The 26,803-nt window shown below is 71.8% G+C and carries 23 protein-coding genes; 14 read left to right on the forward strand and 9 right to left on the reverse strand.

The genetic code is table 11. The features are described 5' to 3' along the window. Positions 1-88 precede the first annotated feature (88 nt). Both O7622_RS08915 and O7622_RS08920 read right to left on the reverse strand, forming a co-directional pair. Positions 89-1,435: an aspartate aminotransferase family protein gene (locus tag O7622_RS08915; RefSeq protein WP_282312807.1), complete on the reverse strand. Its 1,347-nt coding sequence runs from the start codon at positions 1,433-1,435 to the stop codon at positions 89-91. Between the two features lie 148 nt (positions 1,436-1,583). Further along, positions 1,584-2,096, reverse strand: a complete 513-nt coding sequence (locus O7622_RS08920; protein ID WP_013284166.1) for an Lrp/AsnC family transcriptional regulator — start codon at positions 2,094-2,096, stop codon at positions 1,584-1,586. A 205-nt stretch (positions 2,097-2,301) separates the two neighbouring features. Between O7622_RS08920 and O7622_RS08925 the strand changes: the two genes are divergently transcribed. The 7 genes from O7622_RS08925 (at position 2,302) to speB (ending at position 10,117) form a co-directional block, all read left to right on the forward strand. Beyond that, positions 2,302-3,486, forward strand: coding sequence for a spermidine/putrescine ABC transporter substrate-binding protein (locus O7622_RS08925; protein WP_282312808.1), 1,185 nt, complete (start codon positions 2,302-2,304; stop codon positions 3,484-3,486). After that, positions 3,483-4,640 (forward strand): ABC transporter ATP-binding protein, encoded by a 1,158-nt coding sequence (locus tag O7622_RS08930; RefSeq protein WP_282312809.1) that lies wholly within the window; start codon positions 3,483-3,485, stop codon positions 4,638-4,640. The genes O7622_RS08925 and O7622_RS08930 overlap by 4 nt, the downstream gene beginning before the upstream one ends. Further along, complete coding sequence (locus O7622_RS08935; protein WP_282312810.1) at positions 4,637-5,545, forward strand: ABC transporter permease; 909 nt, start codon at positions 4,637-4,639, stop codon at positions 5,543-5,545. The genes O7622_RS08930 and O7622_RS08935 overlap by 4 nt, the downstream gene beginning before the upstream one ends. Before the next feature lie 117 nt (positions 5,546-5,662). Then, entirely contained in the window at positions 5,663-6,487 is an 825-nt protein-coding gene (locus tag O7622_RS08940; RefSeq protein WP_282312811.1) for an ABC transporter permease, read from the forward strand. Then, positions 6,484-7,905, forward strand: a complete 1,422-nt coding sequence (locus O7622_RS08945; protein WP_282312812.1) for an FAD-dependent oxidoreductase — start codon at positions 6,484-6,486, stop codon at positions 7,903-7,905. Before O7622_RS08940 ends, O7622_RS08945 begins: the two co-directional genes overlap by 4 nt. Next, positions 7,905-9,107 (forward strand): saccharopine dehydrogenase C-terminal domain-containing protein, encoded by a 1,203-nt coding sequence (locus O7622_RS08950; RefSeq protein ID WP_282312813.1) that lies wholly within the window; start codon positions 7,905-7,907, stop codon positions 9,105-9,107. The genes O7622_RS08945 and O7622_RS08950 overlap by 1 nt, the downstream gene beginning before the upstream one ends. Then, positions 9,104-10,117 (forward strand): agmatinase, encoded by a 1,014-nt coding sequence (speB, locus tag O7622_RS08955; protein ID WP_282312814.1) that lies wholly within the window; start codon positions 9,104-9,106, stop codon positions 10,115-10,117. Before O7622_RS08950 ends, speB begins: the two co-directional genes overlap by 4 nt. Before the next feature lie 107 nt (positions 10,118-10,224). Here the strand turns inward: speB and O7622_RS08960 are convergent, their stop codons facing one another. From O7622_RS08960 to O7622_RS08975, 4 genes are all read right to left on the reverse strand, one after another. Continuing rightward, positions 10,225-10,674, reverse strand: a complete 450-nt coding sequence (locus O7622_RS08960; protein ID WP_282312815.1) for a hypothetical protein — start codon at positions 10,672-10,674, stop codon at positions 10,225-10,227. Positions 10,675-10,775: 101 nt separating this feature from the next. Next, positions 10,776-11,123: a DUF779 domain-containing protein gene (locus tag O7622_RS08965; protein ID WP_013284177.1), complete on the reverse strand. Its 348-nt coding sequence runs from the start codon at positions 11,121-11,123 to the stop codon at positions 10,776-10,778. Beyond that, positions 11,123-12,628 (reverse strand): aldehyde dehydrogenase, encoded by a 1,506-nt coding sequence (gene adh / locus O7622_RS08970; protein WP_282312816.1) that lies wholly within the window; start codon positions 12,626-12,628, stop codon positions 11,123-11,125. Before adh ends, O7622_RS08965 begins: the two co-directional genes overlap by 1 nt. Positions 12,629-12,668: 40 nt before the next feature. Continuing rightward, positions 12,669-13,952: a transcriptional regulator gene (locus O7622_RS08975; RefSeq protein WP_282312817.1), complete on the reverse strand. Its 1,284-nt coding sequence runs from the start codon at positions 13,950-13,952 to the stop codon at positions 12,669-12,671. Between the two features lie 202 nt (positions 13,953-14,154). On the opposite strand from O7622_RS08975, the gene O7622_RS08980 reads away from it, so the two are divergent. Continuing rightward, positions 14,155-14,814 carry a hypothetical protein gene (locus tag O7622_RS08980; RefSeq protein WP_282312818.1) on the forward strand — a complete coding sequence of 220 codons (660 nt, stop codon included), beginning with the start codon at positions 14,155-14,157 and terminating at the stop codon, positions 14,812-14,814. A 67-nt stretch (positions 14,815-14,881) separates the two neighbouring features. On the opposite strand, the gene gabT is transcribed toward O7622_RS08980, so the two are convergent. Together gabT and O7622_RS08990 are read right to left on the reverse strand one after the other, a co-directional pair. Beyond that, positions 14,882-16,153 carry a 4-aminobutyrate--2-oxoglutarate transaminase gene (gene gabT, locus O7622_RS08985; protein WP_282312819.1) on the reverse strand — a complete coding sequence of 424 codons (1,272 nt, stop codon included), beginning with the start codon at positions 16,151-16,153 and terminating at the stop codon, positions 14,882-14,884. 5 nt (positions 16,154-16,158) lie between these two features. Continuing rightward, a complete protein-coding gene (locus tag O7622_RS08990) occupies positions 16,159-17,595 on the reverse strand; it encodes a gamma-aminobutyraldehyde dehydrogenase (RefSeq protein ID WP_282312820.1) in 1,437 nt (478 codons plus the stop codon). A 141-nt stretch (positions 17,596-17,736) separates the two neighbouring features. Between O7622_RS08990 and O7622_RS08995 the strand changes: the two genes are divergently transcribed. Then, complete coding sequence (locus O7622_RS08995; protein ID WP_282312821.1) at positions 17,737-19,176, forward strand: aldehyde dehydrogenase family protein; 1,440 nt, start codon at positions 17,737-17,739, stop codon at positions 19,174-19,176. Between the two features lie 16 nt (positions 19,177-19,192). On the opposite strand, the gene O7622_RS09000 is transcribed toward O7622_RS08995, so the two are convergent. Beyond that, complete coding sequence (locus tag O7622_RS09000) at positions 19,193-20,425, reverse strand: YwqJ-related putative deaminase (RefSeq protein WP_282312822.1); 1,233 nt, start codon at positions 20,423-20,425, stop codon at positions 19,193-19,195. Positions 20,426-20,506: 81 nt separating this feature from the next. On the opposite strand from O7622_RS09000, the gene O7622_RS09005 reads away from it, so the two are divergent. Genes O7622_RS09005 through nfi form a run of 5 tightly spaced genes read left to right on the forward strand, consistent with a single transcriptional unit; the run spans position 20,507 to position 26,712 of the window. Then, the gene (locus tag O7622_RS09005; RefSeq protein ID WP_282312823.1) at positions 20,507-20,920 is read left to right on the forward strand and encodes a YbaB/EbfC family nucleoid-associated protein; all 414 of its coding nucleotides are present in this window, start codon (positions 20,507-20,509) and stop codon (positions 20,918-20,920) included. Positions 20,921-20,923: 3 nt separating this feature from the next. Beyond that, a complete protein-coding gene (locus tag O7622_RS09010; protein WP_282312824.1) occupies positions 20,924-21,280 on the forward strand; it encodes a hypothetical protein in 357 nt (118 codons plus the stop codon). Positions 21,281-21,304: 24 nt separating this feature from the next. Then, positions 21,305-25,531, forward strand: coding sequence for a toxin glutamine deamidase domain-containing protein (locus O7622_RS09015; protein WP_282314092.1), 4,227 nt, complete (start codon positions 21,305-21,307; stop codon positions 25,529-25,531). Then, positions 25,531-25,974 (forward strand): hypothetical protein, encoded by a 444-nt coding sequence (locus tag O7622_RS09020; RefSeq protein ID WP_282312825.1) that lies wholly within the window; start codon positions 25,531-25,533, stop codon positions 25,972-25,974. Before O7622_RS09015 ends, O7622_RS09020 begins: the two co-directional genes overlap by 1 nt. 18 nt (positions 25,975-25,992) lie before the next feature. Next, the gene (gene nfi, locus O7622_RS09025; RefSeq protein WP_282312826.1) at positions 25,993-26,712 is read left to right on the forward strand and encodes a deoxyribonuclease V; all 720 of its coding nucleotides are present in this window, start codon (positions 25,993-25,995) and stop codon (positions 26,710-26,712) included. Positions 26,713-26,803 lie beyond the last annotated feature (91 nt).

Below are 26,803 nucleotides of genomic sequence, written 5' to 3' on the forward strand. Positions count from 1 at the left end.
GTGCCGCCAACTTCATGATCAACGGGGTGGGGAACCTGCGGCTCCGGTTCCCGGCGCGCGGTCGGGGCGCTCTCCACGGTCGTCGGCGTCAGAGCCGTGACCACGCGTCGGTCAGGACCGCGCGCAGGATCTGCTCGATCTCGTCGAAGTGCTGCTGGTCGGCGATCAGCGGCGGGGCGAGCTGCACCACCGGGTCGCCCCGGTCGTCGGCCCGGCAGTAGAGCCCGGCGTCGAACAGCGCCGTGGACAGGAAGCCGCGCAGCAGCCGTTCGGACTCGGCCTCGTCGAACGTCTCGCGGGTCGTCTTGTCCTTCACCAGCTCGATGCCGTAGAAGTAGCCGTCGCCCCGGACGTCGCCGACGATCGGCAGGTCGTGCAGCTTCTCCAGGGTGGATCGGAACGCGCCCTCGTTCGCACGGACGTGCCCGATCAGGTCCTCCCGGGCGAACACCTCCAGGTTGGCCAGCGCGACCGCGCAGGAGACCGGGTGGCCGCCGAACGTCACGCCGTGCGCGAACATGCCGGTCTCGGTGAGGAACGGCTCCATCAGCCGCTCGCCGGCGATCATCGCGCCGAGCGGGGCGTAGCCGGAGGTGATGCCCTTGGCGGTGGTGATGATGTCCGGCTGGTAGCCGTAGCGGACGGCACCGAAGTACTCGCCGAGCCGGCCCCAGGAGCAGATCACCTCGTCGCTGACGAGCAGCACGTCGTACGCGTCGCAGATCTCGCGTACCCGCTCGAAGTAGCCGGGGGGCGGCGGGAAGCAGCCGCCGGAGTTCTGCACCGGCTCCAGGAAGACTGCGGCGACCGTCTCCGGCCCCTCCTGCTCGATCGCCCGGCCGATCTCGTCGGCGGCCCAGCGGCCGAACGCCTCGGGGTCGTCGCCGTGCTCGGGGGCCCGGTAGAAGTTGGTGTTCGGCACCTTGATGCCACCCGGCACCAGCGGCTCGAAGTCGGTCTTGATGCCGGGCAGGCCGGTGATCGACAGCGCGCCCATCGAGGTGCCGTGGTAGGCGATGTAGCGGCTGACCACCTTGTGCTTGGTGGGCTTGCCGGTGCGCTTGAAGTAGGCCCGGGCCAGCTTCCACGCCGCCTCGACGGCCTCGGAGCCGCCGGTGGTGAAGAAGACCCGGTTCAGGTCGCCCGGGGTGAGCGTGGCGATCTTCTCGGCCAGCTCGACGGCCTTCGGGTGGGCGTACGACCAGAGCGGGAAGTAGGCCAGCTCGCCGGCCTGCTTGGCGGCGGCCTCGGCCAGCTCGGTGCGGCCGTGTCCGGCGTTGACGACGAACAGCCCGGCCAGCCCGTCCAGGTAGCGGCGGCCCCGCGCGTCCCACACGTACGCGCCCTCGCCCCGGACGATTGTCGGAACCTCGCCGGCGGGGTAGCTCGCCATGCGGGTGAAGTGCATCCAGAGATGGTCGGTGGCGTTGGCCATGTCAGCCCCATCGGGTCTCGGGCCGGTCAGGGGTGACACCGGCCGCTCTGCCCACGGTTATCCCATAGGCGATGCCGATAAGGCAAGCGAAAAAGCTTCATCGCGACGGATTCAGCGCCATATCACTTGCCGATCGACGGAATCCGCATCAGGCGGTGCCCCAGCTGTAGGTCTGCTTGCGCAGCTTCAGGTAGACGAACGCCTCGGTGGAGAGCACCCCGGGCACGCCGCGCAGCTTCTGGAGGATCTCCAGCAGGTGTGCGTCGTTGCGGCAGACCACCTCGGCCAGCAGGTCGAACGAGCCGGCCGTGATCACCACGTAGTCGATCTCCTCGAACTCGGCCAGCCGGTCGGCGACGGGTTCCAGGTCGCCGTCGGTGCGTAGCCCGATCATGGCCTGGCGGGGGAAGCCGAGCTGGAGCGGATCGGTGACCGCGACGATCTGCATGACGCCCGCGTCGAGCAGCCGTTGCACCCGCTGGCGTACCGCCGCCTCGGAGAGGCCGACCGCCTTGCCGATGCTCGCGTACGGGCGGCGCCCGTCCTCCTGGAGCTGCTCGATGATCTGCTTGGCCACGTCGTCGAGCAGAGCGTGATTGGCTCCCTCGCGCACCGTGACCCGGCGGGCGCCGTTGGAGTTCTCCTGGTGCCGGTTGACCATCGACGCTCCTCGTGTTCGATTCTCCGTGTTGAGCGTAGTGCCCCGCGCAGTCTGGCGTATTTCGTGGCGAGTGGCTATTCCGGCAACGGAATCCCTTGTGAGAGAGGTTTTCTCATGTCAGGATCAGTCGTCCATCGCCACTGACCCTCCCGCCGGCGCGCCGCCCCCGTCCCGCCGCCGACGATGCCCCCCAAGGAGTCGTCACATGCGTAGTCCCCTCCGGACCCTCACCCGGCGTGGTCTGCTCACCGGGACCGTCGGTTCGGCCGCGCTGCTCGCCACCGCGGGCACCCTGGCCGGCTGCGGGACCAAGGGCGCACAGCAGACCGAAGCCGGCTGCAAGAGCGAGGATCTGTCCGCCACCGAGAAGAAGGTCGCCTTCTCGAACTGGCCGCAGTACATGGACACCGACGAGAAGGACGAGTCCAAGCGCCCCACGCTCGACGCGTTCGTCGCCGCGTCGGGAATCCAGGTGACGTACACCGAGGACGTCAACGACAACAACGAGTTCTTCGGCAAGGTGCGCAACCAGCTCGCCGGGTGTCAGAGCACCGGCCGGGACATCATGGTGCTCACCGACTGGATGGCCGCCCGGATGATCCGCCTCGGCTGGGTGCAGAAGCTGGACAGGTCGAAGATGCCCGACGTCGAGGCGAACCTGCTGCAGTCGCTGCGCGGGCGCTCCTTCGACGCCGAGACCCAGCTCGCGGTCCCGTGGCAGTCCGGGCTGGCCGGGCTCGCGTACAACGCGAAGGTCACCAAGGAGATCCGCACCGTCGACGAGTTGCTCACCCGCCCCGATCTCAAGGGCAAGGTGACAGTGCTGTCGGAGATGCGCGACACCATCGGCCTGCTGCTCCAGTCGCTCGGCCACGACCCGGCCGAGTTCACCCCGGCCCAGTTCGACGACGCGCTGAACAAGCTCAAGAAGGCGGTGGACAGCAAGCAGATCCGGCGGTTCACCGGCAACGACTACGCGCCCGACCTGGCCAAGGGCGACATCGCCGCGTGCATCGGCTGGTCCGGCGACGTCGTGCAGCTCGGCTTCGACGACGAGAAGATCAAGTTCGTGGTGCCCGAGTCCGGCGTGATGCTCTGGTCGGACAACATGCTGGTGCCGAACAAGGCCACCCACAAGGCCAACGCCGAGGCGTTGATGAACCACTACTACGACCCGGCGGTGGCGGCGAAGCTGGCCGCGTACGTCAACTACATCTGTCCCGTGCAGGGCGCGCAGGCCGAGATGGAGAAGATCGACCCGGATCTGGCGAGCAACCCGCTGATCTTCCCGGACGACGCGATGCTGGCCAAGGCCAAGGTCTTCATGGCGCTCGACGAGGCGCAGGAGAAGGAGTACGAGACCAAGTTCCAGCAGGTGATCGGCGCGTGAAGGGGCAGCAGACCCCGGCCGGTGACCTGCGACTGGTCGACCTGACCAAGCGGTTCGGCGTCTTCACCGCCGTCGACGACCTCACCCTCACCGTCCCGCAGGGCTCGTTCTTCGCCCTGCTCGGCGCGTCCGGCTGCGGCAAGACCACCACGCTGCGGATGATCGCCGGGCTGGAACAGCCCACCAGCGGGCAGGTGCTGCTCGGCGAGCAGGACATCGCCGGGCTGCGGCCGTACAAGCGGCCGGTGAACACCGTCTTCCAGAGCTACGCCCTCTTCCCGCACCTGGACATCCACGAGAACGTGGCGTTCGGGTTGCGCCGCCGCGGCATCCGCAAAGTGGGCGACCAGGTCGAGCGGATGCTCGCGCTGGTGCAGCTCGAAGGGTACGGCCGGCGCCGCCCGGCCCAGCTCTCCGGCGGCCAGCAGCAGCGCGTCGCGCTGGCCCGGGCGCTCATCAACCACCCGCAGGTGCTGCTGCTCGACGAGCCGCTCGGCGCGCTCGACCTCAAGTTGCGCCGGCAGATGCAGATCGAGCTGAAGCGGATCCAGACCGAGGTCGGCATCACGTTCGTGCACGTCACCCACGACCAGGAGGAGGCCATGACGATGGCCGACACGGTCGCGGTGATGAACGCCGGCCGGATCGAGCAACTGGGCGCGCCCGCCGACATCTACGAGTACCCGGCCACCGCGTTCGTGGCGAACTTCCTCGGCCAGTCCAACCTGCTCGCCGCCGAAGCCGGCGGTCGCGCCGCCGACGACGTGCTGGTCACGGCGCACGGCTCGCGCTTCTCGGTGCCCGCCGGCCGGGCCCGGCTCACCGACGGTCCGGCCTTCCTCGGCGTACGTCCGGAGAAGCTGCACCTGGCCGACGGCCCGGACCCGGTGCCGGCCGGGCACCAGCACGTCGGCGGCGTGGTCACCGACGCCTCCTACGTCGGGGTGAGCACCCAGTACCTGGTGCGCACCGCGTGGGGCAGCGAGTTGTCCGCGTTCGCCGCGAACAGCGGGCTGGGCGGCCGCCTCGCGGTCGGTACGGCGGTGACCGCGCACTGGGATCCGCGGCACGCGTTCCTGCTGCCCCGGGCCGCCGGTGAGGACGACCAGACCACGCCGCTGCTCGACGAGCCGCCGGTGGGTGCGCTGCCATGAGCGCGCTGGCCCACGTACCGGCCTCCGCCGGGAAGCCGGTGCCGCCGCCGGTGCGGCGCGGGCGCAGCCGCCTCCTGCCGTACCTGTTGCTGCTGCCCGGCGCGGTCTGGCTGCTCGTCTTCTTCGCGCTCCCGCTGGTGCAGCTCGCCTCGGCCAGCCTCTACGACCCGGCCGGCTCGCTCTCCACCGGGTACGCCATGACCTGGGCGTTCAGCAACTACCCGGACGCGTTGCAGGCGTACTGGCCGCAGTTCTCCCGGTCCTTCCTCTACTCGGCCGTCGCGCTGGTGCTCGCGCTGCTGATGGGCTACCCGCTGGCGTACGCGATCGCGCAGAAGGCCGGCCGGTGGAAGAACCTGCTGCTGGTCGCGGTGGTCGCGCCGATGTTCACCAGTTTCCTGGTGCGCACGCTGGCCTGGAAGACCATCCTGTCGGACAACGGCGCGCTCGTCGGGCTGCTGCGCGACGTGCACCTGCTCGGCCCGGACGGGCGGCTGCTCGCCACCCCGATCGCCGTGGTGCTCGGCCTGACGTACAACTTCCTGCCGTTCCTGGTGCTGCCGCTGTACGCGAGCCTGGAGCGGCTCGATCCCCGGCTGCTGGAGGCGGCGAGCGACCTGTACGCGAGCCCGGTGCGCGCGTTCGCCAAGGTCACGCTGCCGCTGTCGATGCCCGGCCTGATCGCCGGCACGCTGCTGTTCTTCATCCCGGCCACCGGTGACTACATCAACGCCGAGCTGCTCGGTACGCCGAACGAGTACATGATCGGCAACGTCATCGACTCGGCGTTCCTGGTCCGGCTGGACTATCCGCAGGGCGCGGCGCTGTCGTTCCTGCTGATGGCCGCGATCCTGGCGATCGTCTTCGTCTACCTGCGTAAGGCCGGCACGGAGGAGGTTCTCTGATGAGCGCGAGGAGCGCAGCGAAGCGGAGCCCCGCAGTCGCGAATGGAGGCCGGCTCTGATGAGCGCGAGGAGCGCAGCGAAGCGGAGCCCCGCAGTCGCGAATGGGGGCCGGCTCTGATGAGGCGCTGGCTCGCCGACCGGTGGGTGATGGGCGTAGCGGTGCTCGTCCTCGGCTACCTGACGCTGCCGATCATGGTGGTCGCCGGTCTGTCCTTCAACCGGCCCTCCAGCCGGCTCTCCTACGACTTCAACGAGTTCACGCTCGACAACTGGAAGCAGCCCTGCGCCACCTCGGACATGTGCGACGCCGTGGTGCGCAGCATGCAGATCGGCCTGATCGCCACAGTCGTCTCCACGCTCCTCGGCACGCTGATGGCGTTCGCCCTGGTCCGGCACAGCTTCCGCGGCCGGTCCGGGCTCAACGGGCTGATCTTCCTGCCGATGGCCACACCGGAACTGGTGATGGGCACCTCGCTGCTCGCCCTCTTCGTCGCCGCCGGGGTGCCGCAGGGCTTCTGGACCATCGTCATCGCGCACGTCATGTTCTGCGTGTCGTTCGTCGTGGTCACCGTCAAGGCCCGGCTCTCCGGCATGGACCGGCGGCTGGAGGAGGCCGCGATGGACCTGTACGCCAGCGAGTGGCAGACGTTCCGGCGGATCACGCTGCCGCTGGTGCTACCCGGCATCGTGGCCGCCGCGCTGCTGGCGTTCTCGCTCAGCTTCGACGACTTCATCATCACGAACTTCAACGCCGGCACCACTGTCACGTTCCCCATGTACGTCTGGGGCGCCTCCCAGCGGGGCATCCCGCCGCAGGTCAACGTGATCGGCACGGCCATGTTCGTGATCGCGTTGCTGCTGGTCGGGGCCACCTCGCTGCGCGGGCGGCGGGCGCGACGGGCCGCCCTCGCGATGGTCGCCACACCGGCGGGCAAGCCATGACACCCCCGCATACCGGCCGGGCACTGGCCGACGCCGCGCCCGTGTCGTACTGGTTGGACCGCCCGGTTCGCCCCGACCCGTTGCCGCCGCTCGCCGGGGCGCACGCCGCCGACCTGCTCGTGGTCGGCGGCGGGTACGCCGGGCTGTGGACCGCGCTGCTCGCCAAGGAGGCCGACCCGGACCGTGACGTCCTGCTCGTCGACGCGGGCACGTGCGGCTGGGCGGCGTCCGGGCGGAACGGCGGGTTCTGCGCCGCGTCGCTCACCCACGGGCTCGCCAACGGCGTCGAACGGTTCCCCGGCGAGATCGGCGAGCTGGAACGGCTGGGCCGGGAGAACCTCGACGCCATCGCCGCCACAGTGGCGAAGTACGACATCGACTGCGACTTCGAACGCACCGGCGAGCTGGCGGTGGCCGTCGAGCCGTACCAGCTCGACGGGCTCGCCGCCGACGCCGACCTGGCCCGCCGGTACGGCCACGACGTGCGGCTGCTCGACCGCGACGAGGTACGCGCCGAGGTGGCGTCGCCGACGTACCTGGGCGGGATGTGGGACCGCGACCGGGTGGCCCTGCTCGACCCGGCGAAGCTCGCCTGGGGACTGCGCCGGGCGGCGCTCGACCTGGGCGTACGCGTGCACGAGCACACCCGCGTCACCGGCCTGGCCCGCGACGGCGCCGGGCTGCGCGCCACCACGGCGGGCGGCGCGGACGCGGCGCCCGGCGCGGTACGGGCGCGGCAGGTCGTGCTGGCCACCAACGCGTTCCCGCCGCTGCTGCGCCGGCTGCGCTCCTGGGTCGTGCCGGTCTACGACTACGCGCTGATGACCGCGCCGCTGACCGATGAGCAGCGCGACGCGGTCGGCTGGCGGCACCGGCAGGGGCTCGCCGACACCGGCAACCAGTTCCACTACTACCGGCTCACCGCCGACAACCGGATCCTGTTCGGCGGCTACGACGCCGTCTACCACTACGGCAACCGGGTGGCGCCCGCGCTGGAGCAGCGCGAGGCCACCTTCGCCACGCTGGCGTCGCACTTCTTCGCGACCTTTCCTCAACTGGACGGGCTGCGGTTCAGCCACCGCTGGGGCGGGGTCATCGACACCTGCACCCGGTTCTGCGCGTTCTTCGGCACCGCGTACTCCGGACGCCTGGCGTACGCGGCCGGGTTCACCGGGCTCGGCGTCGGCGCGACCCGGTTCGGCGCCCGCGTGACGCTCGACCTGCTCTCCGGCGCTGACACCCCGCTGACCCGCCTCGACCTGGTGCGCCGCAAGCCGCTGCCGTTCCCGCCGGAACCGGCCCGGTCCGTGGGCATCAACCTCACCCGCTGGTCGCTCGCCTGCGCCGACGCGCGCGACGGCCGGCGCAACCTCTGGCTCCGTACTCTCGACCGTCTTGGACTGGGGTTCGACTCCTGATGCGTATCCTCCTCGTCGGCGCCGGTGGCGTCGGCTCCGCCGCCGTATCCATCGCCGCCCGCCGTACCTTCTTCGAGACCATGGTGGTCGCCGACCACGACCCGGCGCGTGCGGCGCGGGCCGTCGCCGGGCACGGCGACCGGTTCGTCGCCGCCACAGTGGACGCCGCCTCCGCCGACGCGGTGGCCGCCCTGTGCCGGGAACACCGGATCACGCACGTGCTGAACGCGGTCGACCCGCGCTTCGTCATGCCGATCTTCGACGGCGCGTTCGCCGCCGGGGCCGACTACCTGGACATGGCGATGTCGCTGTCCCGGCCGCACCCCGAGCGTCCCTACGCCGAGACCGGGGTCAAGCTCGGCGACGAGCAGTTCGCCGTCGCGGAGCAATGGGCCGCCGCCGGGCGGCTGGCGCTGTGCGGCATCGGCGTCGAACCGGGCCTGTCCGACGTCTTCGCCCGCTACGCCGCCGACGAACTCTTCGCCGAGGTCGACGAGATCGGGGTACGCGACGGCGCGAACCTCACAGTCGCCGGCTACGAGTTCGCGCCCTCGTTCTCCATCTGGACCACCATTGAGGAGTGCCTCAACCCGCCGGTGATCTGGGAGACCGGGCGCGGCTGGTTCACCACCGAACCGTTCAGCGAGCCGGAGGTGTTCGACTTCCCGGCCGGGATCGGCCCGGTCGAGTGCGTCAACGTCGAGCACGAGGAGGTGCTGCTCATCCCGCGCTGGGTGCAGGCGAAGCGGGTCACCTTCAAGTACGGCCTCGGCGCCGAGTTCATCGAGGTGCTGCGTACGCTGCACAAGCTCGGGCTGGACTCCACCCAGCCGGTGCGCGTGCGCGGGGTCGACGTGTCGCCGCGCGACCTGGTGGCCGCCGCCCTGCCCGACCCGGCCACGCTCGGCGACCGGATGAGCGGCAAGACGTGCGCCGGCACGTACGTCACCGGCACCGGGCCGGACGGCCGGCCCCGCCGCGTCTACCTCTACCACGTGGTCGACAACGAGTGGTCGATGGCCGAGTACGGCCACCAGGCGGTGGTCTGGCAGACCGCCGTCAACCCGGTCGTCGCGCTGGAACTGCTCGCCACCGGCGCCTGGTCGGGCACTGGCGTGCTCGGCCCGGAGGCGTTCCCGCCGGCACCCTTCCTGGACCTGCTCACCGGCTACGGTTCGCCGTGGGGGATGGAGGAACGATGACCCGGTACGGCCCGATGTACGGTCCCGACATCACGTTCCTCGGCGTGCCGCCGTGCACAGTCGAGGAGCCGGTCACGTACGCCGACGCGGACGTGGTGATCATCGGGGCGCCGTTCGACGGCGGCACCTCGCACCGGCCGGGCACCCGGTTCGGGCCGTCCGCCATCCGGCAGGCCTGCTACCTCCCGCACGACGGCTCCCGCCCGTCGCTGGCGCTGCGCGTCGACGGGCTGAAGGACCTGTGCGTCTACGACGCCGGCGACGTGGAGATGTTCAGCGGCGACATCGAGCGTTCGCTCGCCGCGCTGGAGACCGCCGTGCACGCGGTAGCCGCCGCCGGGGCGATCCCTGTGGTGCTCGGCGGGGACCATTCCATCGCGCTGCCGGACGCCACCGGGGTGGCCCGGCACCACGGGCTCGGCCGGGTGTCGCTGGTGCACTTCGACGCGCACGCCGACACCGGCGACGTCGAGTTCGGCTCGCTGCACGGCCACGGCCAGCCGATGCGCCGGCTCATCGAGTCCGGTGCGGTACGCGGCGACCGCTTCCTCCAGATCGGGCTGCGCGGCTACTGGCCCGGCCCTTCCACATTGTCGTGGATGGCGGAACAGCGGATGCGCTCGTACGAGATGACCGAGATCGTGGCGCGCGGGCTGGACACCTGCCTGACCGAGGCGTTCGGCATCGCGACCGACGAGTGCGAGGGCGTGTTCCTCTCCGTCGACGTGGACGTGGTCGACCCGGGCATGGCGCCCGGCACCGGCACGCCCGAGCCGGGTGGGTTCACCTCCCGGCAGCTTCTCGACGCGGTTCGCCGGGTCTGTTACGAGCTGCCGGTGGTCGGGCTGGACGTGGTCGAGGTGGCCCCGCCGTACGACCACGCCGACATCACCGCGTACCTGGGCAACCGGGTGGTGCTGGAGGCGCTGTCCGCGATAGCCCGCCGCCGCCACGACGCCGCCGGTGGAACCCCGTGGAACCCCACCCAGCCCCTCCTCGACGCCCGCTGAGCCCCCTCCCCCCTTTTTCGTTGTACTTGCCTACCCCGCAAAAGGGACCGATGCGACAAACAGGGGGCACAGGGTGCAAGATCGCGGGGTCGAGGGAGGGGAGGGGGTCAGGGGCGGGCGCAGCGGGGGCGCAGGCGCAACGGTTCGGTGGTTTCGGTGAGGGAGTTGGGCTCCACCACCAGGCGGGCTGTCGCCGTGGCGGGACCACCGCGGAACCTGCCCTGGTCGGCGGGGATCGTGGCGGTCCAGGTGCCGGCGGTGCGCTCGTCGGTGCACGCGCCGATCACGCCGAACCCGAAGCCGGTGACCGACCCGCGCCGTACCCGCTGGTCCAGGTGCACCTCGATGTACGCGAGGCCGCGCTCGGCGCCGCAGTCGAACCGGCCGCCGACGGTGGCGGTGTGTGCCCGCACGTCGGCCGCGCCGAACCAGTTGACGGAGATGCTGGGTGAGGCCGCCGGGGCGGCGACGGCGGCGCCCGGCGCGAGCCCGAGCGTGGCGGCGGTGGCCAGGGCGGTGAGGCCGGCGGCGAGCACTGGCTGTCGGACCGGGTTCATGCGCGGTCTCCTGTCGGGCGGTGGTGGGACGCTTACTCCGAAGTGGACGGCGTCAGCATCCCACCGCCGCGATGCCCGCGAGCTGCAAGATCTCGGACAGATCAGCGGTTCAGGTGGGACCGGATGAGGAAGCGGACGCCCTCCGGCGCCTCCAGGGAGAAGCCGCTGCCCCGGCCGGGCACCACGTCGACGGTGAGCCGGGTGTGCCGCCACAGCTCCCACTGGGCCTTCGACATCCAGAACTCCACCGGCTCGGGTACCCCGTCGACAGCGAGCGAGGCGAGCAGCACGTCCGAGCCGCCGGTGCGGAACTCACCCGCCGGGTAGCACATCGGGGCGCTGCCGTCGCAGCAGCCGCCGGACTGGTGGAACATCAGCGGGCCGTGCTGCCCCCGCAGCGACCGGATCAGGTCGGCCGCCGCGGGGGTCAGGGTCACGGTGTCACCCATCAGAAGAAGCCCAGCTTCTTCGGCGAGTAGCTGACCAGCAGGTTCTTGGTCTGCTGGTAGTGCTCCAGCATCATCTTGTGGTTCTCCCGGCCGATGCCGGACTGCTTGTAGCCGCCGAACGCCGCGTGCGCCGGGTAGGCGTGGTAGCAGTTCGTCCACACCCGGCCGGCCTGGATGGCCCGCCCGGCCCGGTACGCGGTGTTCAGGTCCCGGGTCCACACGCCCGCGCCGAGGCCGTACAGCGTGTCGTTGGCGATCTTCACGGCGTCGTCCAGGTCGGCGAAGGAGGTCACCGACACCACCGGGCCGAAGATCTCCTCCTGGAAGATCCGCATCGAGTTGTCGCCCTCGAAGATGGTCGGCTGGACGTAGTAGCCGCCGGACAGCTCGCCGCCGAGGTCGGCCCGCTCACCGCCGGTGAGGACCCGAGCGCCCTCCTGCCGCCCGATGTCCAGGTAGGACAGGATCTTCTCCAGCTGGTCGTTGGACGCCTGCGCGCCGACCATCGTGTCGGTGTCCAACGGGTGTCCCTGCTTGATCTGCCCGGTCCGGTCCACGGCGGCGGCCAGGAAGTCGGCGTAGTGGCCCTGCTGGATGAGCGCCCGCGACGGGCAGGTGCAGACCTCGCCCTGGTTGAGGGCGAACATGGTGAAGCCTTCGAGCGCCTTGTCCCGGAAGTCGTCGGAGGCGGCGCTGACGTCGTCGAAGAAGATGTTCGGGCTCTTGCCGCCCAGCTCCAGTGTGACCGGCTTGATGTTCTCACTGGCGTACTGCATGATCAGCCGCCCGGTGGTGGTCTCGCCGGTGAACGCCACCTTGGCCACGCGTGGCGAGGACGCGAGCGGCTTGCCCGCCTCGACGCCGAAGCCGTTCACCACGTTCACCACGCCGGGCGGTAGCAGGTCGCCGATCAGCGAGAGCAGGTAGTGGATCGAGGCGGGCGTCTGCTCGGCCGGCTTGAGCACCACCGCGTTGCCGGCGGCGAGCGCCGGGGCGAGCTTCCACACCGCCATGAGGATCGGGAAGTTCCACGGGATGATCTGCCCGACCACGCCCAGCGGCTCGTGGAAGTGGTAGGCCACCGTGTCGTCGTCGAGTTCGCCGAGCGAGCCCTCCTGCGCCCGGATCGCCCCGGCGAAGTAGCGGAAGTGGTCGATCGCGAGCGGAATGTCGGCGGCCAGCGTCTCGCGTACCGGCTTGCCGTTCTCCCACGTCTCGGCGATCGCGAGGGACTCCAGGTTGTCCTGCATGCGGTCGGCGATCCGGTTGAGGATCAGCGAGCGTTCGGCGACCGACGTGCGGCCCCACGTGCCGGCCGCGCCGTGCGCCGCGTCGAGCGCCTTCTCCACGTCCTCGGCGGTGCCCCGGGCCACCTCGCAGAAGGTCTGCCCGGTCACCGGGGTCGGGTTCTCGAAGTACCTCCCACCGTGCGGCTTCACGTACTCGCCGCCGATGTAGTGGTCGTAGCGGGACTGCCAGTGGGTGGGGGCGTCGTAGCGCGTCATGGGTACCTCCGCCGTCCGTCTGGGGTGGATGGCGGGCAGGCTAGTTTCCGGGACGTTGCAGGAACGTTGCGCGCGGCAGCGCGTACTCCTCGGCGAGCTGGCGGGCCCGCGCGACAGCGAGCGGCCGGCGGGGCGCGCCCGGCGGCAACGCCCGGGCCAGGGCCTGCCAGGCGGCCAGGTCGTCGGACCCGGCCGCCGTCGCGGTCCAGGCCGCGAGCAGCCCCGGGTCGGCGCCGGCCAGCACCGCGGCGCGCAACTGGCCGTCGACCAGGCGGCGCAGTCGCGCCACTCCCGGCGCGTCCGACAGGGGCAGCAGGGGCCCGGGGTACGCGCGCAGAGCCGCCGCCGGATCGCCACGCTCCAGCAGTTCGGTGACGGTACGGAAGTCGGCGCGTACGGCCGGCCGCAGCCGGTACGGGCGGGAGTCGAGCAGTTCCTCGCCGAGCACGCGGCGCAGCCGGGACAGTTCGGCGCGCAGCGTGACCGGGTGCCGCCTGTCGTCGCCGTAGAGGTCGAGGCCGAGCTGTTCCCCGGTGCGCCCCTCGGGATGGTCGACGAGCAGCACCAGCAGTTCGCTGTGCCGCCGGCCGAGCCGGATGCGCCGGCCGCCGACGCGCAGCTCCGCCTCGTCGCGCCCGAGCGCCGACACGTACGCCACGTCCGGCGCGGCGGGCGCGGCACCGGCCAGGAACGCCTCGGCGGCCCGGGCGGTGGCCCGGACCAGCGCCAGGCTCTGCGGGTTGGCCAGGTGATCCCCGCCGGTGATGTCGACGGCACCGAGCAGCGCGCCACTGGCCGGGTCGTGGATCGGCGCGGCCGCGCAGGTCCAGCGCTGCACCGGCCGGACGAAGTGCTCGGTGGCGAAGATCTGCACGCCGTGGTCGACGGCGAGGGCGGTGCCGGGGGCGTTCGTGCCGGCGTGCGCCTCGTCCCAGCGGGCGCCCGGTACGAAGTTCATCCGCTCGGCATGCCGCAGCACCCCGGGATGGCCCTCCACCCAGAGCAGCCGGCCGGCGGCGTCGCAGACCGCCATCAGGTGCGCGCCGTCCTGCGCGATGCCGCCGAGCAGGTCGCGGAACAGCGGCATCACCCGGGCCAGCGGATGTGCGGCGCGGTACGTCTCCAGCGCGTCGTCGGTGAGGTCCACCGGCGCGGTGGTCTCCGGGTCGAGCAGCGCGGACCGCTCCCAGGACCGGGCCACCACCTCCCGGACCCGGCCGGAGGTGGTGCCGGCGGTGAGGAACGCCTCGTGGGCGGCACCGACCTGCGCGATCCGCTCCGCCGGATCCGCGCCGAACTCCAGGGCGAGCCACGGGTCAGCCACCAGCGCCTCCTTCCACCCATCGTGACCCACCTCACCCCCGAGCGCCAATGCGTCATCCGGCTCATGTGCCGGACGGAACCGGGCGCCGATGACCGGAGCGCCACGCACTCGTTACGGTCCGCTGTAGTCCGCCGATCCGGGTGAACGGTCCGGCCCTCCCGTCCGTACCACGCGTCGAACGACAGCGACGACGGGAGAGAACGTGAGGGTGCAGCGCAAGCACGTGCTGGCGGCGACCGTGGCGGTGACCGCCACGGTGGCGGTCTCGGTGGGCACCGGACTCGGTTTCGCGGACACCGCGCCGGCCGCGAGGTCGGTCTGCGCCGGGTCGGTGACCTTCTCGGCCGAGGGCGGGCCGCCGGCCGCGACAAGCGACAGGTTCCCGGTGGGCACCCGGCTGCGGGTGACGAACCTGGACAACCGGCAGGTGGCCACGGTGACCGTGACCGGGCCGTCCGGAAGCTGCGTGCTGCTCAACGCCGCCGCCATGGACCTGGTACGCGAGCCGGGCAAGAACGTCGTCCGCCGCAACGTGGTGGAACGCCTCGACGGCGCCGCCGCCCCGGCGCCCGGTGCGCAGCCGGGTGAGACCCGGCCGGGCGCGGCGCAACCGATCGGCGGCAGCGTCTGCACCGGCGCGCTCACGTTCTTCGCCGAGGGCGGGGCACCGGCCGCCACCAGCGGCCAGTTCCCGCTCGGCACCCGGCTGCGGGTGACGAACCTGGACAACGACAAGGCGGTGACGGTGACCGTGACCGGGCCGTCCGGAAGCTGCGTGCTGCTCAACACGGCGGCCATGGACGCGATCCGCGAACCCGGCAAGAACCTGGTCCGGCGCAACACTGTGGAGCTGCTCCGCTGATCCTCCGGGCGGAACACCATGGGCCGGTCCTGGGGGAGATCGGGCCCATGGTGTTCCACGTCCGGTGTCAGCCGAAGGCGGCCGCCAGGATGTCCAGTCCCCGGCCCAGCTCGTCGTCGGAGATGACGAGCGGAGGCAGGAACCGCAGCACGTTGCCGTAGGTGCCGCAGGTCAGGGTGAGCAGCCCGGCCGCGTGGCAGGCCGCCGAGATCGCCGCCGTGGCGGCCGGGTCCGGCGTCAGCGTGCCCGGCTGCACGATCTCCACGGCGAGCATCGCGCCCCGGCCGCGTACCTCTGCGACGCGCGGGTCACCGGCGGCTGTCGCGCGCAGCCGCTCACCCATCACCGCGCCGATCCGGCGCGCGGCGGCGGCCAGGTCCAGCTCCCGCATCGTCTCCATGGACGCGAGCGCGGCGGCGCAGGCGATCGGGTTTCCGCCGTACGTGCCGCCGAGACCGCCGACGTGCACCGCGTCCATCAGGTCCGCCCGGCCGGTCACAGCCGCCAGCGGCAGGCCGCCCGCGATGCCCTTCGCCAGCGTGATCAGGTCCGGTTGCACGCCCTCGTGCTCGCAGGCGAACCAGTCGCCGGTGCGGCAGAAGCCGGTCTGGATCTCGTCGGCCACGAACACCACCCCGGCCGCCGTCGCCCACTCGCGCAGTGCCGGCAGGAAACCCGGCGCGGGTACGACGAAACCGCCCTCGCCCTGGATCGGCTCGATCAGCAGCGCCGCCACGTTCTCCGCGCCCACCTGCTTCTCGATCATCTCGATCGACCGGGCCGCCGCGGTGGCGCCGTCCAGCCCGCCGTCGCGCAGCGGGTACGACATCGGCACCCGGTAGACCTCACCGGCGAACGGCCCGAACCGGTGCTTGTACGGCATGTTCTTCGCGGTCAGCGCCATGGTCAGGTTGGTCCGGCCGTGGTACGCGTGGTCGAACACCACCACCGCGGGCCGCCCGGTCGCGTGCCGGGCGACCTTCACCGCGTTCTCCACCGCCTCGGCGCCGGAGTTGAACAACGCCGACCGCTTCTCGAAGCCACCCGGCGTCAGCGCGTTGAGCTGCTCGCAGACCGCCACGTACGACTCGTACGGCGCGACCATGAAGCAGGTGTGGGTGAACCGTTCGGCCTGCGCGCGTACCGCCTCGACCACGCGCGGCGCGGAGTTGCCCACGTTGGTGACAGCGATGCCGGCGGCGAAGTCGATCCACTCCCGCCCGTCCACGTCGGTGATCGTGCCGCCGCCCGCCCGGTCCACGTACGCGGGAACGGTGCTGCCCACGCCCCGCGCCACCGCCTCGACCCGGCGCTTGTGCAACTCCTCGCTCGTGGTCATCGGGATCAGCCCTCGATGTTGTGCATGACGTGCTTGACCCGGGTGTAGTCCTCCAGGCTGTAGACCGACAGGTCCTTGCCGTGGCCGGAGTGCTTGAAGCCGCCGTGCGGCATCTCCGAGACGAACGGGATGTGCGTGTTCACCCAGACGCAGCCGAAGTCCAGCCGCCGTGTCATCCGCATGGCCCGGCCGTGGTCGCGCGTCCACACCGAGGCGGACAGGCCGTAGTCCACGCCGTTCGCCCAGCGCACCGCCTCGTCCTCGTCGGAGAAGCGCTGCACGGTGATGACCGGCCCGAACACCTCGTCCTGGACGATCTCGTCGGTCTGGCGAACGCCGGAGACAACGGTCGGGGCGTAGAAGAAGCCGCGCTCGCCGACCCGGGCACCGCCGGTGGTGACGTTCGCGTGGTCCGGCAGCCGGTTCACGAAGCCGCTCACCCGGGCGAGCTGGTTGGCGTTGTTCAGCGGGCCGTAGAGCACGTCGGCGTCGTCCGGCGCGCCGGTGCGGGTGTTGCGGGCCTGCTCGGTCAGCGCGGCCACGAAGTCCTCGTGGATGCCCGGCCCGGTGAGCACGCGGGTCGCAGCCGTGCAGTCCTGACCGGCGTTGAAGTAGCCGCCCGTCGCGATGGCCTCGGCCGCCGCCGCCAGATCCGCGTCGTCGAAGATCACCACCGGGGCCTTGCCGCCCAGCTCCAGGTGGGTCCGCTTCAGGTCCGGCGCCGCCGCGGCGGCGACCTCCATGCCCGCGCGGGTCGAGCCGGTGATCGACACGAGCTGCGGGGTCGGGTGGGAGACCAGCGTACGGCCGGTGTCGCGGTCGCCGCAGACCACGTTGAACACACCCGGGGGCAGGTGCTCGGCGGCGATCTCGGCCAGCAGCAGCGTCGACACCGGCGTGGTGTCCGACGGCTTCAGCACCACCGCGTTCCCCGCCGCCAGCGCCGGTGCGATCTTCCAGACCGCCATCATCAACGGGTAGTTCCAGGGGGTCACCTGGGCGCAGACGCCGATCGGCTCGCGCCGCACGTACGAGGTGTGCCCGGCCATGTACTCACCGGCCGAGCGCCCCTCCAGCAGACGGGCCGCCCCGGCGAAGAAGCGCAACTCGTCCATCGCCGGCGGCAGCTCCTCGTCGGCGGTGAGCTGCCGGGGCTTGCCGGTGTTGCGGACCTCCGCGTCGACCAGCTCGGCGGCCCGCGCCTCGACCGCGTCGGCGAACTTCAGCAGCGCGCGCTGCCGCTCGGCGGGCGTGGCGTCCCGCCAGGTCTCGAACGCGGCGTTGGCGGCCTTCATGGCCGCGTCCACGTCCGCCGCGCCGGAGACCGGGGCCTGGGCGAAGACCTCGCCGGTGCACGGGTCGACCAGGTCGGCGTAGCCGCCGTCCACCGGGTCGACGTACTCGCCGTTGACGAAGTTGCGCAGCTGCTGCTGGTCGCTCATCAGAGTCTCCGAGAGGGTGGCCGGGGAGAGGGTCAGCGGAGGTTATCGCAATCTGACTGCCATCTTGGCTACTAAATCCGAGGCAGACAAGGGTTTGAGCAACTGTTTCCGCGCGGGTGTCTGTGGTCTAGGCTGCCGGTCGTGGAGCCGAGAGCCTTCTACGTCGCCGGTCGCCCCGCCCACGGCGAGGACGAGTTGACAGTCACCCACCCGTACGACGGGCAGCCGGTGGGGCGTACCACGCGCGCCACGCCCGACCAGGTCGAAGCCGCAGTCGCGGGCGCCGCCCGGGTGGCCGCGGAGGCCGCGGCCCTGCCCGCGCACGCACGCGCGGCCGCACTGGACCACGTCTCCTGCCGGCTCGCCGAGCGGGCCGACGAGGCCGCCGCGCTGATCACCGCCGAGAACGGCAAACCGGTCAAGTGGGCGAAGGCCGAGGTGGGACGCGCGATCTCCACGTTCCGCTGGGCCGCCGAGGAGGCCCGCCGGTTCTCCGGCGAGCTGCAACGGCTCGACACCGACCCCGCCGCCACCGGGCGGATCGCCCTGGTCCGGCGCGTGCCGCGCGGGCCGGTGCTCGGCATCACCCCGTTCAACTTCCCGCTCAACCTGGTCGCCCACAAGGTCGCCCCGGCGCTCGCCGTCGGCACCCCGATCGTGGTCAAGCCCGCACCGGCGACACCGCTCACCGCGCTGCTGCTCGGCGAGATCCTGGCCGGGACCGACCTGCCCGAGGGCATGTTCTCGGTGCTGCCGCTGCCGAACGAGCGCGCCGCCGAACTGGTCGCCGATCCCCGGCTGCCGGTGGTGTCGTTCACCGGCTCCGGGCCCGTCGGCGCGGCCATCCGCCGGGCCGCGCCGGACAAACACGTCACGCTGGAACTCGGCGGCAACGCCGCGGCGGTCATCTGCGAGGACTGGGCGGCGGACGAGGACCTGACCTTCGCCGCGCACCGCATCGCCACGTTCTCCAACTACCAGGCCGGGCAGTCGTGCATCGCCGTGCAGCGGGTCTACGTGCACGAGTGGCTCTACGACGGCTTCCTGCCCCGGCTCGTCGCGGCGGTGCAGGCGCTGCGCACCGGCGACCCGCGATCCGAGCTGACCGACGTCGGCCCGCTGGTGTCGATCGAGGCGGCGCAGCGCGTCGAGAGCTGGGTGAACGAGGCGGTCGCCGCCGGCGCGGTCATCGAGGCCGGCGGGCGGCGCGACGGCGCCACCTACCCGCCCACAGTGCTCAGCGGCGTACCGGCCGACGCGAAGGTGTGCGCCGAGGAGGTGTTCGGACCGGTGCTGGTGGTCGCCCCGGTCGCGGACGACCGGGCCGCGTTCGCCGCCGTCAACGACTCCGCGTACGGGCTGCAGGCCGGCGTCTTCACCCACCGGCTCGACGTGGCGTTCGACGCCGCCCGCACGCTGGAGGTCGGTGGCGTGATCGTCGGGGACGTGCCGTCGTACCGGGCCGACCAGATGCCGTACGGCGGCGTGAAGGGCTCCGGGGTCGGGCGGGAAGGGCTGCGCAGCGCGATGGACGACTACACCGAGCCGCGGGTCACGGTGCTGACCGGCGTGGCCCTCTGATCGCCCGCCCTCGGCCTCACCAGGTGCCGTCGTCGCGGACCCGGGCCGGGGCGCGCCCGAGCAGCAGGGTGATGAGGGCGGCGTCGATGTCGGCGCCGAGGAACCACTCGCCGGCCTGGTCGAGGGCGAAGACGCGGCCGTGCTCGTCGACCGCGAGGATGCTCTCCTGACGCTCGCTGCCGAGCGGGAACAGGCGGGCGCCCAGGACGGCGGCGAAGTCGGCGAGGGAGTCGGCGGTGTGCGCGGCCCGCAGCGGGTTCGTGGTGAACCGGCTGATCCAGACCTGCTCGCCGGGCCCGCGCCGTCGGCTCAGGACGGCCGGGAACGCGGTGAGCGCCGCCTCGGCGGCGGGGAACGTCTCGTGCCGGTGATGCTGTCCCGCGACCGCCTTCGTCTCGGTCATGGCGCCCATCGCGAGTGCCTCGTTGAACATGCTGATCTGCCAGCCGCCGTCCACGAGGGCGTGGGCGACCTCGTCGGGAAACCGCCCGGGTTGAATGACCTCGCGCGGCTCCGGGCGCCACTCCTCCACGAAGGCGAGGTCGGACCACGGCAGTACCGCGAACCGCACCAGGAACCGGACGCACGAGTCGCAGGGAAGATCCGCCTGTCCGCCCTGGGGATCGCCCGGCTCACGGGTGCGATAGACCTCGATCCGGCTGGTGCCGAGCAGGTCGCGTGCGTCCTCGATGGACAGCGGCGGCAGGCCTTCGGCGGCGCGGCGGTGGTCGTGCTCGTACAGCGCGTCGGAAACGACGATCATCTCGGCGTGCCGCTCCCCACCGCGTACCAGATGCCCCACCGGTAACTCGTCCAGATAGGACCGGACGAGCGGATGGTGGCGCACCTCGATGTCGCCCTTCGCGCCCTGCGCGACGTGCTGCCGGCCGTCGAGCGTGAGGTGCGCAGCCGCGCCGGGGGTGGGCAGGCGGGTCAGCTCACGCAGCAGTTGGGCGGCCGGATCGACGGTACGCGGCGCGCGCGGTTCGGCCGGGCGCCGCTGCCGGTACATCCGCTCGACCGCCGCGGCCGGCACGCGCGGCCATGTCGACACCTCGCCGGTCTCCTTGTCGATCACAGTGGTCGGCAGGTCGCCGGGGAGCGCCCGGGCCTCGGTGGACACGCTGGAACTCACCACGTAGCCCAGGTCGAACTCCTCGACCTCGGGTGTGCAGGGAAAACCGAGGCGGTCGGAGTCCCGCCGGGCCCACACCGAGGCGATCTGCTCGGCCTGCTGTCGCTCGATCACCACCTGAAATTACCGGACCCCACGGATTTCGTGGCACCCGGTATGGTCGGCCCTACCCACGGTGACGGAAGGGGAGCGACGGTGGCCGAGAGTGCGGACCGGGATGCGAACCGTGCACTGCGCGCGCGATTCGACGAGGTGTACGGCCAATACCAGCGCTTGCGGTCCGGTCTGGACGAACTCCAGACCAAGCTGGCCGACCTGCGGGTCACCGAACGCTCCGACGACGGTCAGGTGACCGCGATCGTCGGCGCGCGAGGCGAGCTGATCAGCGTCGAGGTGAGCCCTGCGGCGTTCCACGACCGGGACGCCCGTGCGTTGAGCCGGAAGATCACCGAAACCGTGCTGCGCGCCTCCACCGCGGCGACCACCGCCACCCGCGAACTGGTCGCCGGCTACCTGCCGCCGGGCTCTCCGTCGGTCGAGTTCCTGCGTACCCATGACTTCGGCGCGCTGCTGAGCCGGGCCGACTCCGTGCTGGCCCGCGGCGAGTGACAGGTGGCCGGGGGAGAGATCTGGCTGGACCCGGACCGGGCCCGGCGCGGCGGGGCCGACCTGGCGCTGTCGGGGCGGGCGGTGAGCGCGGCCCGGCGGGAGGCGGGCGAGCCGATCGCCGCCGCGAGCGCCCAGCGGCCCTGGGGCCGCGACGACATCGGCGCCGCGTTCGACAAGCAGTACCAGGGTTACGCCGAGGCGCTGCTGCGCGCGTGGGAGCTTCTCGGCCGGTCGCTGGAGGTGCTCGGGTCGGACGTTGTCCGCTCGGTCACGGCCACCGTGGAGACGGACCTGAGCAACGCCCGTGACCTCGGGAAGGTCCCGCAGCAAGGGCACAACCCCCATCGGCCCCGGCGCTGACCACCGGAGGACCCGCGCGTGAGCATGCTGCCCAGCCCGATCCCGCACCCGCTCGACTTCTGCCCGTGGGACCTGCCCGGCTGGATCTACGAGGCGCTCGACTGGGTGGTCGGCGTCGAATGGCCGGAGGGCGACGAGCGCGCCGTCTGGGACCTGGCCGACCAGTGGTACGGCGTAGCAGGCGTCCTGACCCGTCCGCGCGATGACGCGATCACCGCCGCGGGTGAGGTGAAGAGCGGGTACGGGGGAGTCGGTTTGGTCGCCGGCGCGTTCGACACTGCGTGGCACAAGCTCGCCGAGGGTGAGGACGCGCCACTGCACGTCCTGGTCGCGGCCACCGACGAACTGGCGCGTCTGGTCGACTCCTGCGGCTGCGACATCGAGGGCGCGAAGCTGGAAGCCTGGATCGAGCTGGGCATCCTGGTCGTCGAGTTGCTGTCCCTGGCCGTCGCCACAGTGCTCACCCTGGGCGCCGCCTCACCGGCGGCGGCTGCCGCGATCACCGCCACGCGGGTCGTGGTGCAGCAGATCTTCAAGCGGCTGGTGGCCCAGCTCGCCCGCAAGGCGGTCAAGCAGGGCCTCAAGGAGGCGGGCGAACGGGCCGCGAAGGAGGCGGCCAAGTCCGGCGCCCGCAAGCTGGCTCGCCGGGCCGCGGTCGGCGGCCTGCTGGAGGCCGGCCAGGAGGCGGGCACCAGCCTCGGCACGCAGGCGTACCAGAACTCCACCGGCAGGCGGGACGGCCTCGACCTGACCGACGTGAGCACGTCGGCTCTCGGCGGATTCGCCGGCGGCGCGGTCGCGCCACTGGCCGGGCTGGGCCGGCACGCCAACGGGCGGTTCGCGGAGATCGGCGAGCGGTTCGGGCGGGAGATGGCCGGGGAGACGCTCGCCGAGACCGCCGCGGGTCTGGCGACCGGCCAAGGGCCGTCGCTGGAGGATCTGGCACGCGCGGCTGCCTCCGGCGCCACCGGGTCCGCCACCAACCAGGCGGACTCGGCACTGCAACGCCGCCTCGACGGGCAGCTGAGCGGGTTGACGGTGCCGCCGTTCGGCCTGGACGTGCCGGTCGCCGCCGATCCCGTCGGGCTGATCCCGGCCCAGCGGGTCGCCGAGCCGATCGTCCATAGCGGCGACACGACCGCGGGCGCCGTCCCCGTGCCACCCACGCACGTCACGCCCCAAGCCGCCGGTCCGCACCCGCTCGCCGTGGACCTGCCCCGCCCGGCGCCGGATCCCACAACGACGCCGCCGCTCGGCGATGTCGTCCCGCACGACGTGGCACGTCCGGCGGTCACCACGAGCCCTACGTTGTCCTCGATGATCACGGACGCGCCCGTCGCCGGCCCGCCGTCGACCGGAGTCAACGGCGGCGCGGGTCCGGTTGTAGCGCCGATCGACCACGCCACACCGGCCTCGACCACCCCCGTTCAGGCGGCGGCCGCACCGGCGACACTGCCTGCGCCGCCTGCCGACCACCCGCAGGCCGCGTCACCACCTACGGCAGACCGGACTGCGCCCATCAGCACCGGAGGTCAGGTGGGACCGCCGCCGGTCTCACCGGTCAACCCCCAGCCGGTACCGCACCCGGGAGCGCCGACCATCGGGCCCGAGCCCCGACCAGGGCCGAATCCCCGTTTTCCGCTGCTGGAGTCCTTGGCTCCGCATCGCCCTCCTACCGACGACTCCCCGGGGCCGAACCCTGGCCCGCTCGATGCCCGGACGTGGCCTCGTGAGACCGCTCAGCAGCGCGCCGCGCGGCTGAAAGCTGATCGGGAAGGTCTGGACCGGCGGCGCTACCGGGGCTATCTGCAGTCTCAGCGTGCCTTGCACGAGGAGAACAGACGCCATGCGCAGATCAAGGAGCTGCGTGACCTCGCCGAACAGCATTACGAGGCGGCGCGTTGGCTCCTCATGCAGGCCCACGAACTGCGCCAAGCCGGGCGGCACGAGCTCGCCGACCGGCACGTGTGGGAGGGCCGGCGGCGAGAACGCCTGCACTACCGAGCCGTCGACGAGGTGGAGGCGGTCCGTGCCGGCCAGCGTCTGCCGCGCGAGGTGATGATCGAGGACGACCCCGACTTCTACCGGATCAACGACGACGTGGCGGACCTGGCCGTCGGCGCGGTGGATACGGCCGACCACTCGGCGCTCACCGGTCACGGGCACCCCGAGCCGATCGACAGGTCCCGGCCCTACGGCCGCCGAGGAGGGCTCCGGCCCCCGCTGGCGCTGCACCAGACCGACCTCGAACGGCAGATGCCCCGCAACCCCGACGGCAGCGTGACCCGTACCGCCGATCCGCGGCGCGGCCGATGGTTCCGCCTCGCGAACGACGGCGGACCGGCGGCCGACGCCACCCGGGGGATCAACTGCCTCGACTGTACGCTGTCGCTGTTCGAGACCTGGGTTCATGGACGGCCGCGCGTCGCGGCGCCGCGTACGTTCGACGGTTACCTGAACGGCGACGTGAACCGGCCGGTGAGCGGCGAGGCGGACGGACCGCTTCGCGTCGAGCAGACGACCGGCGGCCGGTTCCAGAACCTCTGCCCGCCGGACCGGCCCGGTGTCACCGGCCGGGAGCGGCAGCTCCTGGTGGACGGCGGTTACCGGGACCTGTACGCGCAGCTCGCATCAGGTGGCCACGGCAGTTACGCATTCCTCATCACCAGCTTCGAGGGCGGCGGCTCGCACGCGTGGGTGGCGCTGAACCAGGACGGCACGATCCTCTTCCTCGACCCGCAGACGGGCGACGTGGCGGACCGGCCGATCTACCACCACAGCGGCCGTCCGGCCCGCGGCAACGTGGTCGGCGTCGACGCTCTGGTGCTCGGCCCCGACGGCCGCCCGATGCCGCTCCCCGGCCGCCCACCCGGCACCTACAACGTCCTGCCCGAGCCGCTACCCCGTCCGGCGCCGCCACGCCCGCCGGCCCCGCCGCCGATCGCCGACGGCCACGTCCCGGACTTCAACCACGTTCACCTGCTCGGCGAGTCCACGACCATCCACCGGCGCGCCGACGGACCGATGCCGGGCAGCGCGCCGCCCGTCGAGCCGGAACCCGACCGGGTACGCGAGGACCACCGGCAGGCACACGCCGACCGGATCGCCGCCGGGCTCTACGTACGCGACGCGCTGGCGGAGAGCGGGAACCTCGACGCCGCCTTCGCCGCCGGGGTGACGCCCGTCGAGTTGGCGCAGCACGCCGACGTGCCGACGTTGCGGCGGCTCGTACCGGGGCTGGACGAGAACGGTGCGGCCGACCTCACCCGGTTGTTCGCCGACCCGCGCATGCTGCGGATGCTCGACCAGAGCTGGGAGGCACCGCCGCGACGGGAGGAGTTGCTGGCCGAGACGCTGGTGCGGCAGCTCGCGGAGCGGCCCGACCTGGTCCGGATGATCCTGGCGACGCCGGAACTCGCCAACTCGCTGACCGCGCGGCCGCTGACCCTGCACCACCTGGCCAGCCACCAGCAGGCCATCGACGTGTTGCAAGACGTGGTAGGCGAGATCCGGGAACGGGGGGCTGACGTCGTTGCATCGACGGAACCGCCGGCCCTGATGCCGACTCCATTGACAGGCGCTCACCTGGCGGTGAGCGAATCCTTTACGACTGATGGCGCGGAGGCCGCGCAGCCGGGTTTCGATCTAACGCGACTCGGTGACGCCGCGTATCGAAAGCAGTTCTTGGACCAGTTGTATGAGGAAGCCGCTGTCGCGCAGTCGGAGCTCAACTCCCTGGGGCGGGATTTGGCAGAGTCATGCGGTGGTGGTGCCGAATACCACCGGCGTCGTGAGCCCAAGGACCGTGGGCGGGCTGAGGACAAGATCAAGGGCTACGGCGGCGATGCATCACAGCTGAAGGATCTCGCGGGCGGCTACGTCTCGTTTGGCAACCTCGACGAACTCTACGGCGGACTGGCACGTCTGAGGAACGACGGACGATTGGATCTGGTGAAGTTTGAAGACCGCTTCCAGAGCCCACAGAAAAGTGGATACCGAGACGTCCAGATGTTCGTTCGTGCCTCCAACGGGCACATCGCTGAGTTTCGGCTGCAACTGGCGCCACTCGACAGAGTGGCGACCTGGGAACACTCCCTCTTCGAAGTGCGGCGCGACCTCGAAGCGGTCGCTCGTGAGGAGGGACGTAGCGTGACGGTGACGGAGTCCGCCATTCGTCGGGCGGTGCTTCGGCGCCAGCGTGAGCTGTTCTGGGAGGCTCTTCAGACGGCGCTGCACAAGGAGCGTGAGTGATGGCTACAGTCGACGGCGTCGAACTTCCCGCTTATTTCGAGCACTACGACACACCTGTGAAGCTGGTCGCCACACCGGGTGGCGGCCACGCCGCTTGGAAGCTGGACCGCTCGACGGGGGGTTGGCGGCCGGCGGACGAGATCGTCGACGACGTGATCGGTGGCGTGGGCGGCGAGATCTACGTGCGCTCGGCTGATGCCTTCGTGCAGCACGTCGAGCAGTTGCGCGGACGCTACCTGAGCGGAGAAGGGCCGGTCTTCGCGCTCTACGAGACGGTCCGGGCGCTCGAGGCGCCCGCCGTCGCGGAGAGACGACCGTTCACCGCGGAGGAAGCCGCGCTGATCAAGGGGATCCGGCGGCGGACCTTCGTGATGTTCGAGGAGCAGCTCCAGCAGGCCGGTGACCCCGCCGCCGACCCCACCATCGCCTCCACCGCCTCCTGACAGCGGCCCGGAAACGCCATGCCCTCCACCGACGGCCTGCCCGTGCCCTATGTGCCGCCCGGCGACGTGGCGGAGGCGCGACGCGTACAGGAGGAGTTGCGGTCCCGGGTCGACCTGGTCGGGCCCGGTCCGGCCGCGCCCGCGACGGTGGCCGGGCTGGACGTGGCGTACGCGCAGGACGATGACCTGCTCGCGGCGGCCGTCACAGTCCTGGACGCGGCCACCCTCGACGTGGTGGACGAGGCGGTGTGCGTGGGGCGGCCCGCCTTCCCGTACGTGTCGGGGCTGTTCGCGTTCCGCGAGATGCCGGCGTTGCTCGCCGCGCTGGACCGGCTCACCGTCCGTCCCGAGCTGCTGGTCTGTGACGGGCACGGGCTGGCGCACCCGCGCCGCTTCGGGCTGGCCTGTCACCTGGGCCTGGTGACCGGGCTGCCCACGATCGGGGTGGGCAAGACGCCGCTCGTCGGCTCGTGGACGGGTCCCGGACCCGCGCGTGGTGACAGCGCCGACCTGTGCGACGAGGGCGAGGTGGTCGGGCGGGTGCTGCGGACCCAGGACGGTGTCCGGCCGGTCTTCGTGAGCGTCGGGCACCGGATGGGGCTGGACGAAGCGGTGGAGCGGGTACTGGCACTGACGCCCCGGTACCGGCTGCCGGAGACCACCCGTACGGCCGACCGGCTGTGCCGGCGGGTGCTCGCCGAGGCAGACGCGTCGGGCGGTGACCTGGGCGGGCGGTGAGCGCGTGGCGCGGCACACATGTGGCGTGCTCGATGCGCGGGTGCCCGGAGGGGCCGGTAGTAACCTGACCGGCGGATCCGGTCCGGACGCA

The sequence above is a fragment of the Micromonospora sp. WMMD1076 genome (assembly GCF_029581475.1).
Taxonomy (GTDB): Bacteria; Actinomycetota; Actinomycetes; order Mycobacteriales; family Micromonosporaceae; genus Micromonospora; species Micromonospora aurantiaca.

Bases quoted from the DNA above. Each gene is read 5' to 3' on its own strand.
- O7622_RS08915 (WP_282312807.1), bottom strand. From the start codon at position 1,435: ATGGCCAACGCCACCGACCATCTCTGGATGCACTTCACCCGCATGGCG.
- O7622_RS08920 (WP_013284166.1), bottom strand. From the start codon at position 2,096: ATGGTCAACCGGCACCAGGAGAACTCCAACGGCGCCCGCCGGGTCACG.
- O7622_RS08925 (WP_282312808.1), top strand. From the start codon at position 2,302: ATGCGTAGTCCCCTCCGGACCCTCACCCGGCGTGGTCTGCTCACCGGG.
- O7622_RS08935 (WP_282312810.1), top strand. From the start codon at position 4,637: ATGAGCGCGCTGGCCCACGTACCGGCCTCCGCCGGGAAGCCGGTGCCG.
- O7622_RS08940 (WP_282312811.1), top strand. From the start codon at position 5,663: ATGAGGCGCTGGCTCGCCGACCGGTGGGTGATGGGCGTAGCGGTGCTC.
- O7622_RS08945 (WP_282312812.1), top strand. From the start codon at position 6,484: ATGACACCCCCGCATACCGGCCGGGCACTGGCCGACGCCGCGCCCGTG.
- O7622_RS08950 (WP_282312813.1), top strand. From the start codon at position 7,905: ATGCGTATCCTCCTCGTCGGCGCCGGTGGCGTCGGCTCCGCCGCCGTA.
- speB (WP_282312814.1), top strand. From the start codon at position 9,104: ATGACCCGGTACGGCCCGATGTACGGTCCCGACATCACGTTCCTCGGC.
- O7622_RS08960 (WP_282312815.1), bottom strand. From the start codon at position 10,674: ATGAACCCGGTCCGACAGCCAGTGCTCGCCGCCGGCCTCACCGCCCTG.
- O7622_RS08965 (WP_013284177.1), bottom strand. From the start codon at position 11,123: ATGGGTGACACCGTGACCCTGACCCCCGCGGCGGCCGACCTGATCCGG.
- adh (WP_282312816.1), bottom strand. From the start codon at position 12,628: ATGACGCGCTACGACGCCCCCACCCACTGGCAGTCCCGCTACGACCAC.
- gabT (WP_282312819.1), bottom strand. From the start codon at position 16,153: ATGACCACGAGCGAGGAGTTGCACAAGCGCCGGGTCGAGGCGGTGGCG.
- O7622_RS08990 (WP_282312820.1), bottom strand. From the start codon at position 17,595: ATGAGCGACCAGCAGCAGCTGCGCAACTTCGTCAACGGCGAGTACGTC.
- O7622_RS09015 (WP_282314092.1), top strand. From the start codon at position 21,305: ATGCTGCCCAGCCCGATCCCGCACCCGCTCGACTTCTGCCCGTGGGAC.
- O7622_RS09020 (WP_282312825.1), top strand. From the start codon at position 25,531: ATGGCTACAGTCGACGGCGTCGAACTTCCCGCTTATTTCGAGCACTAC.
- nfi (WP_282312826.1), top strand. From the start codon at position 25,993: ATGCCCTCCACCGACGGCCTGCCCGTGCCCTATGTGCCGCCCGGCGAC.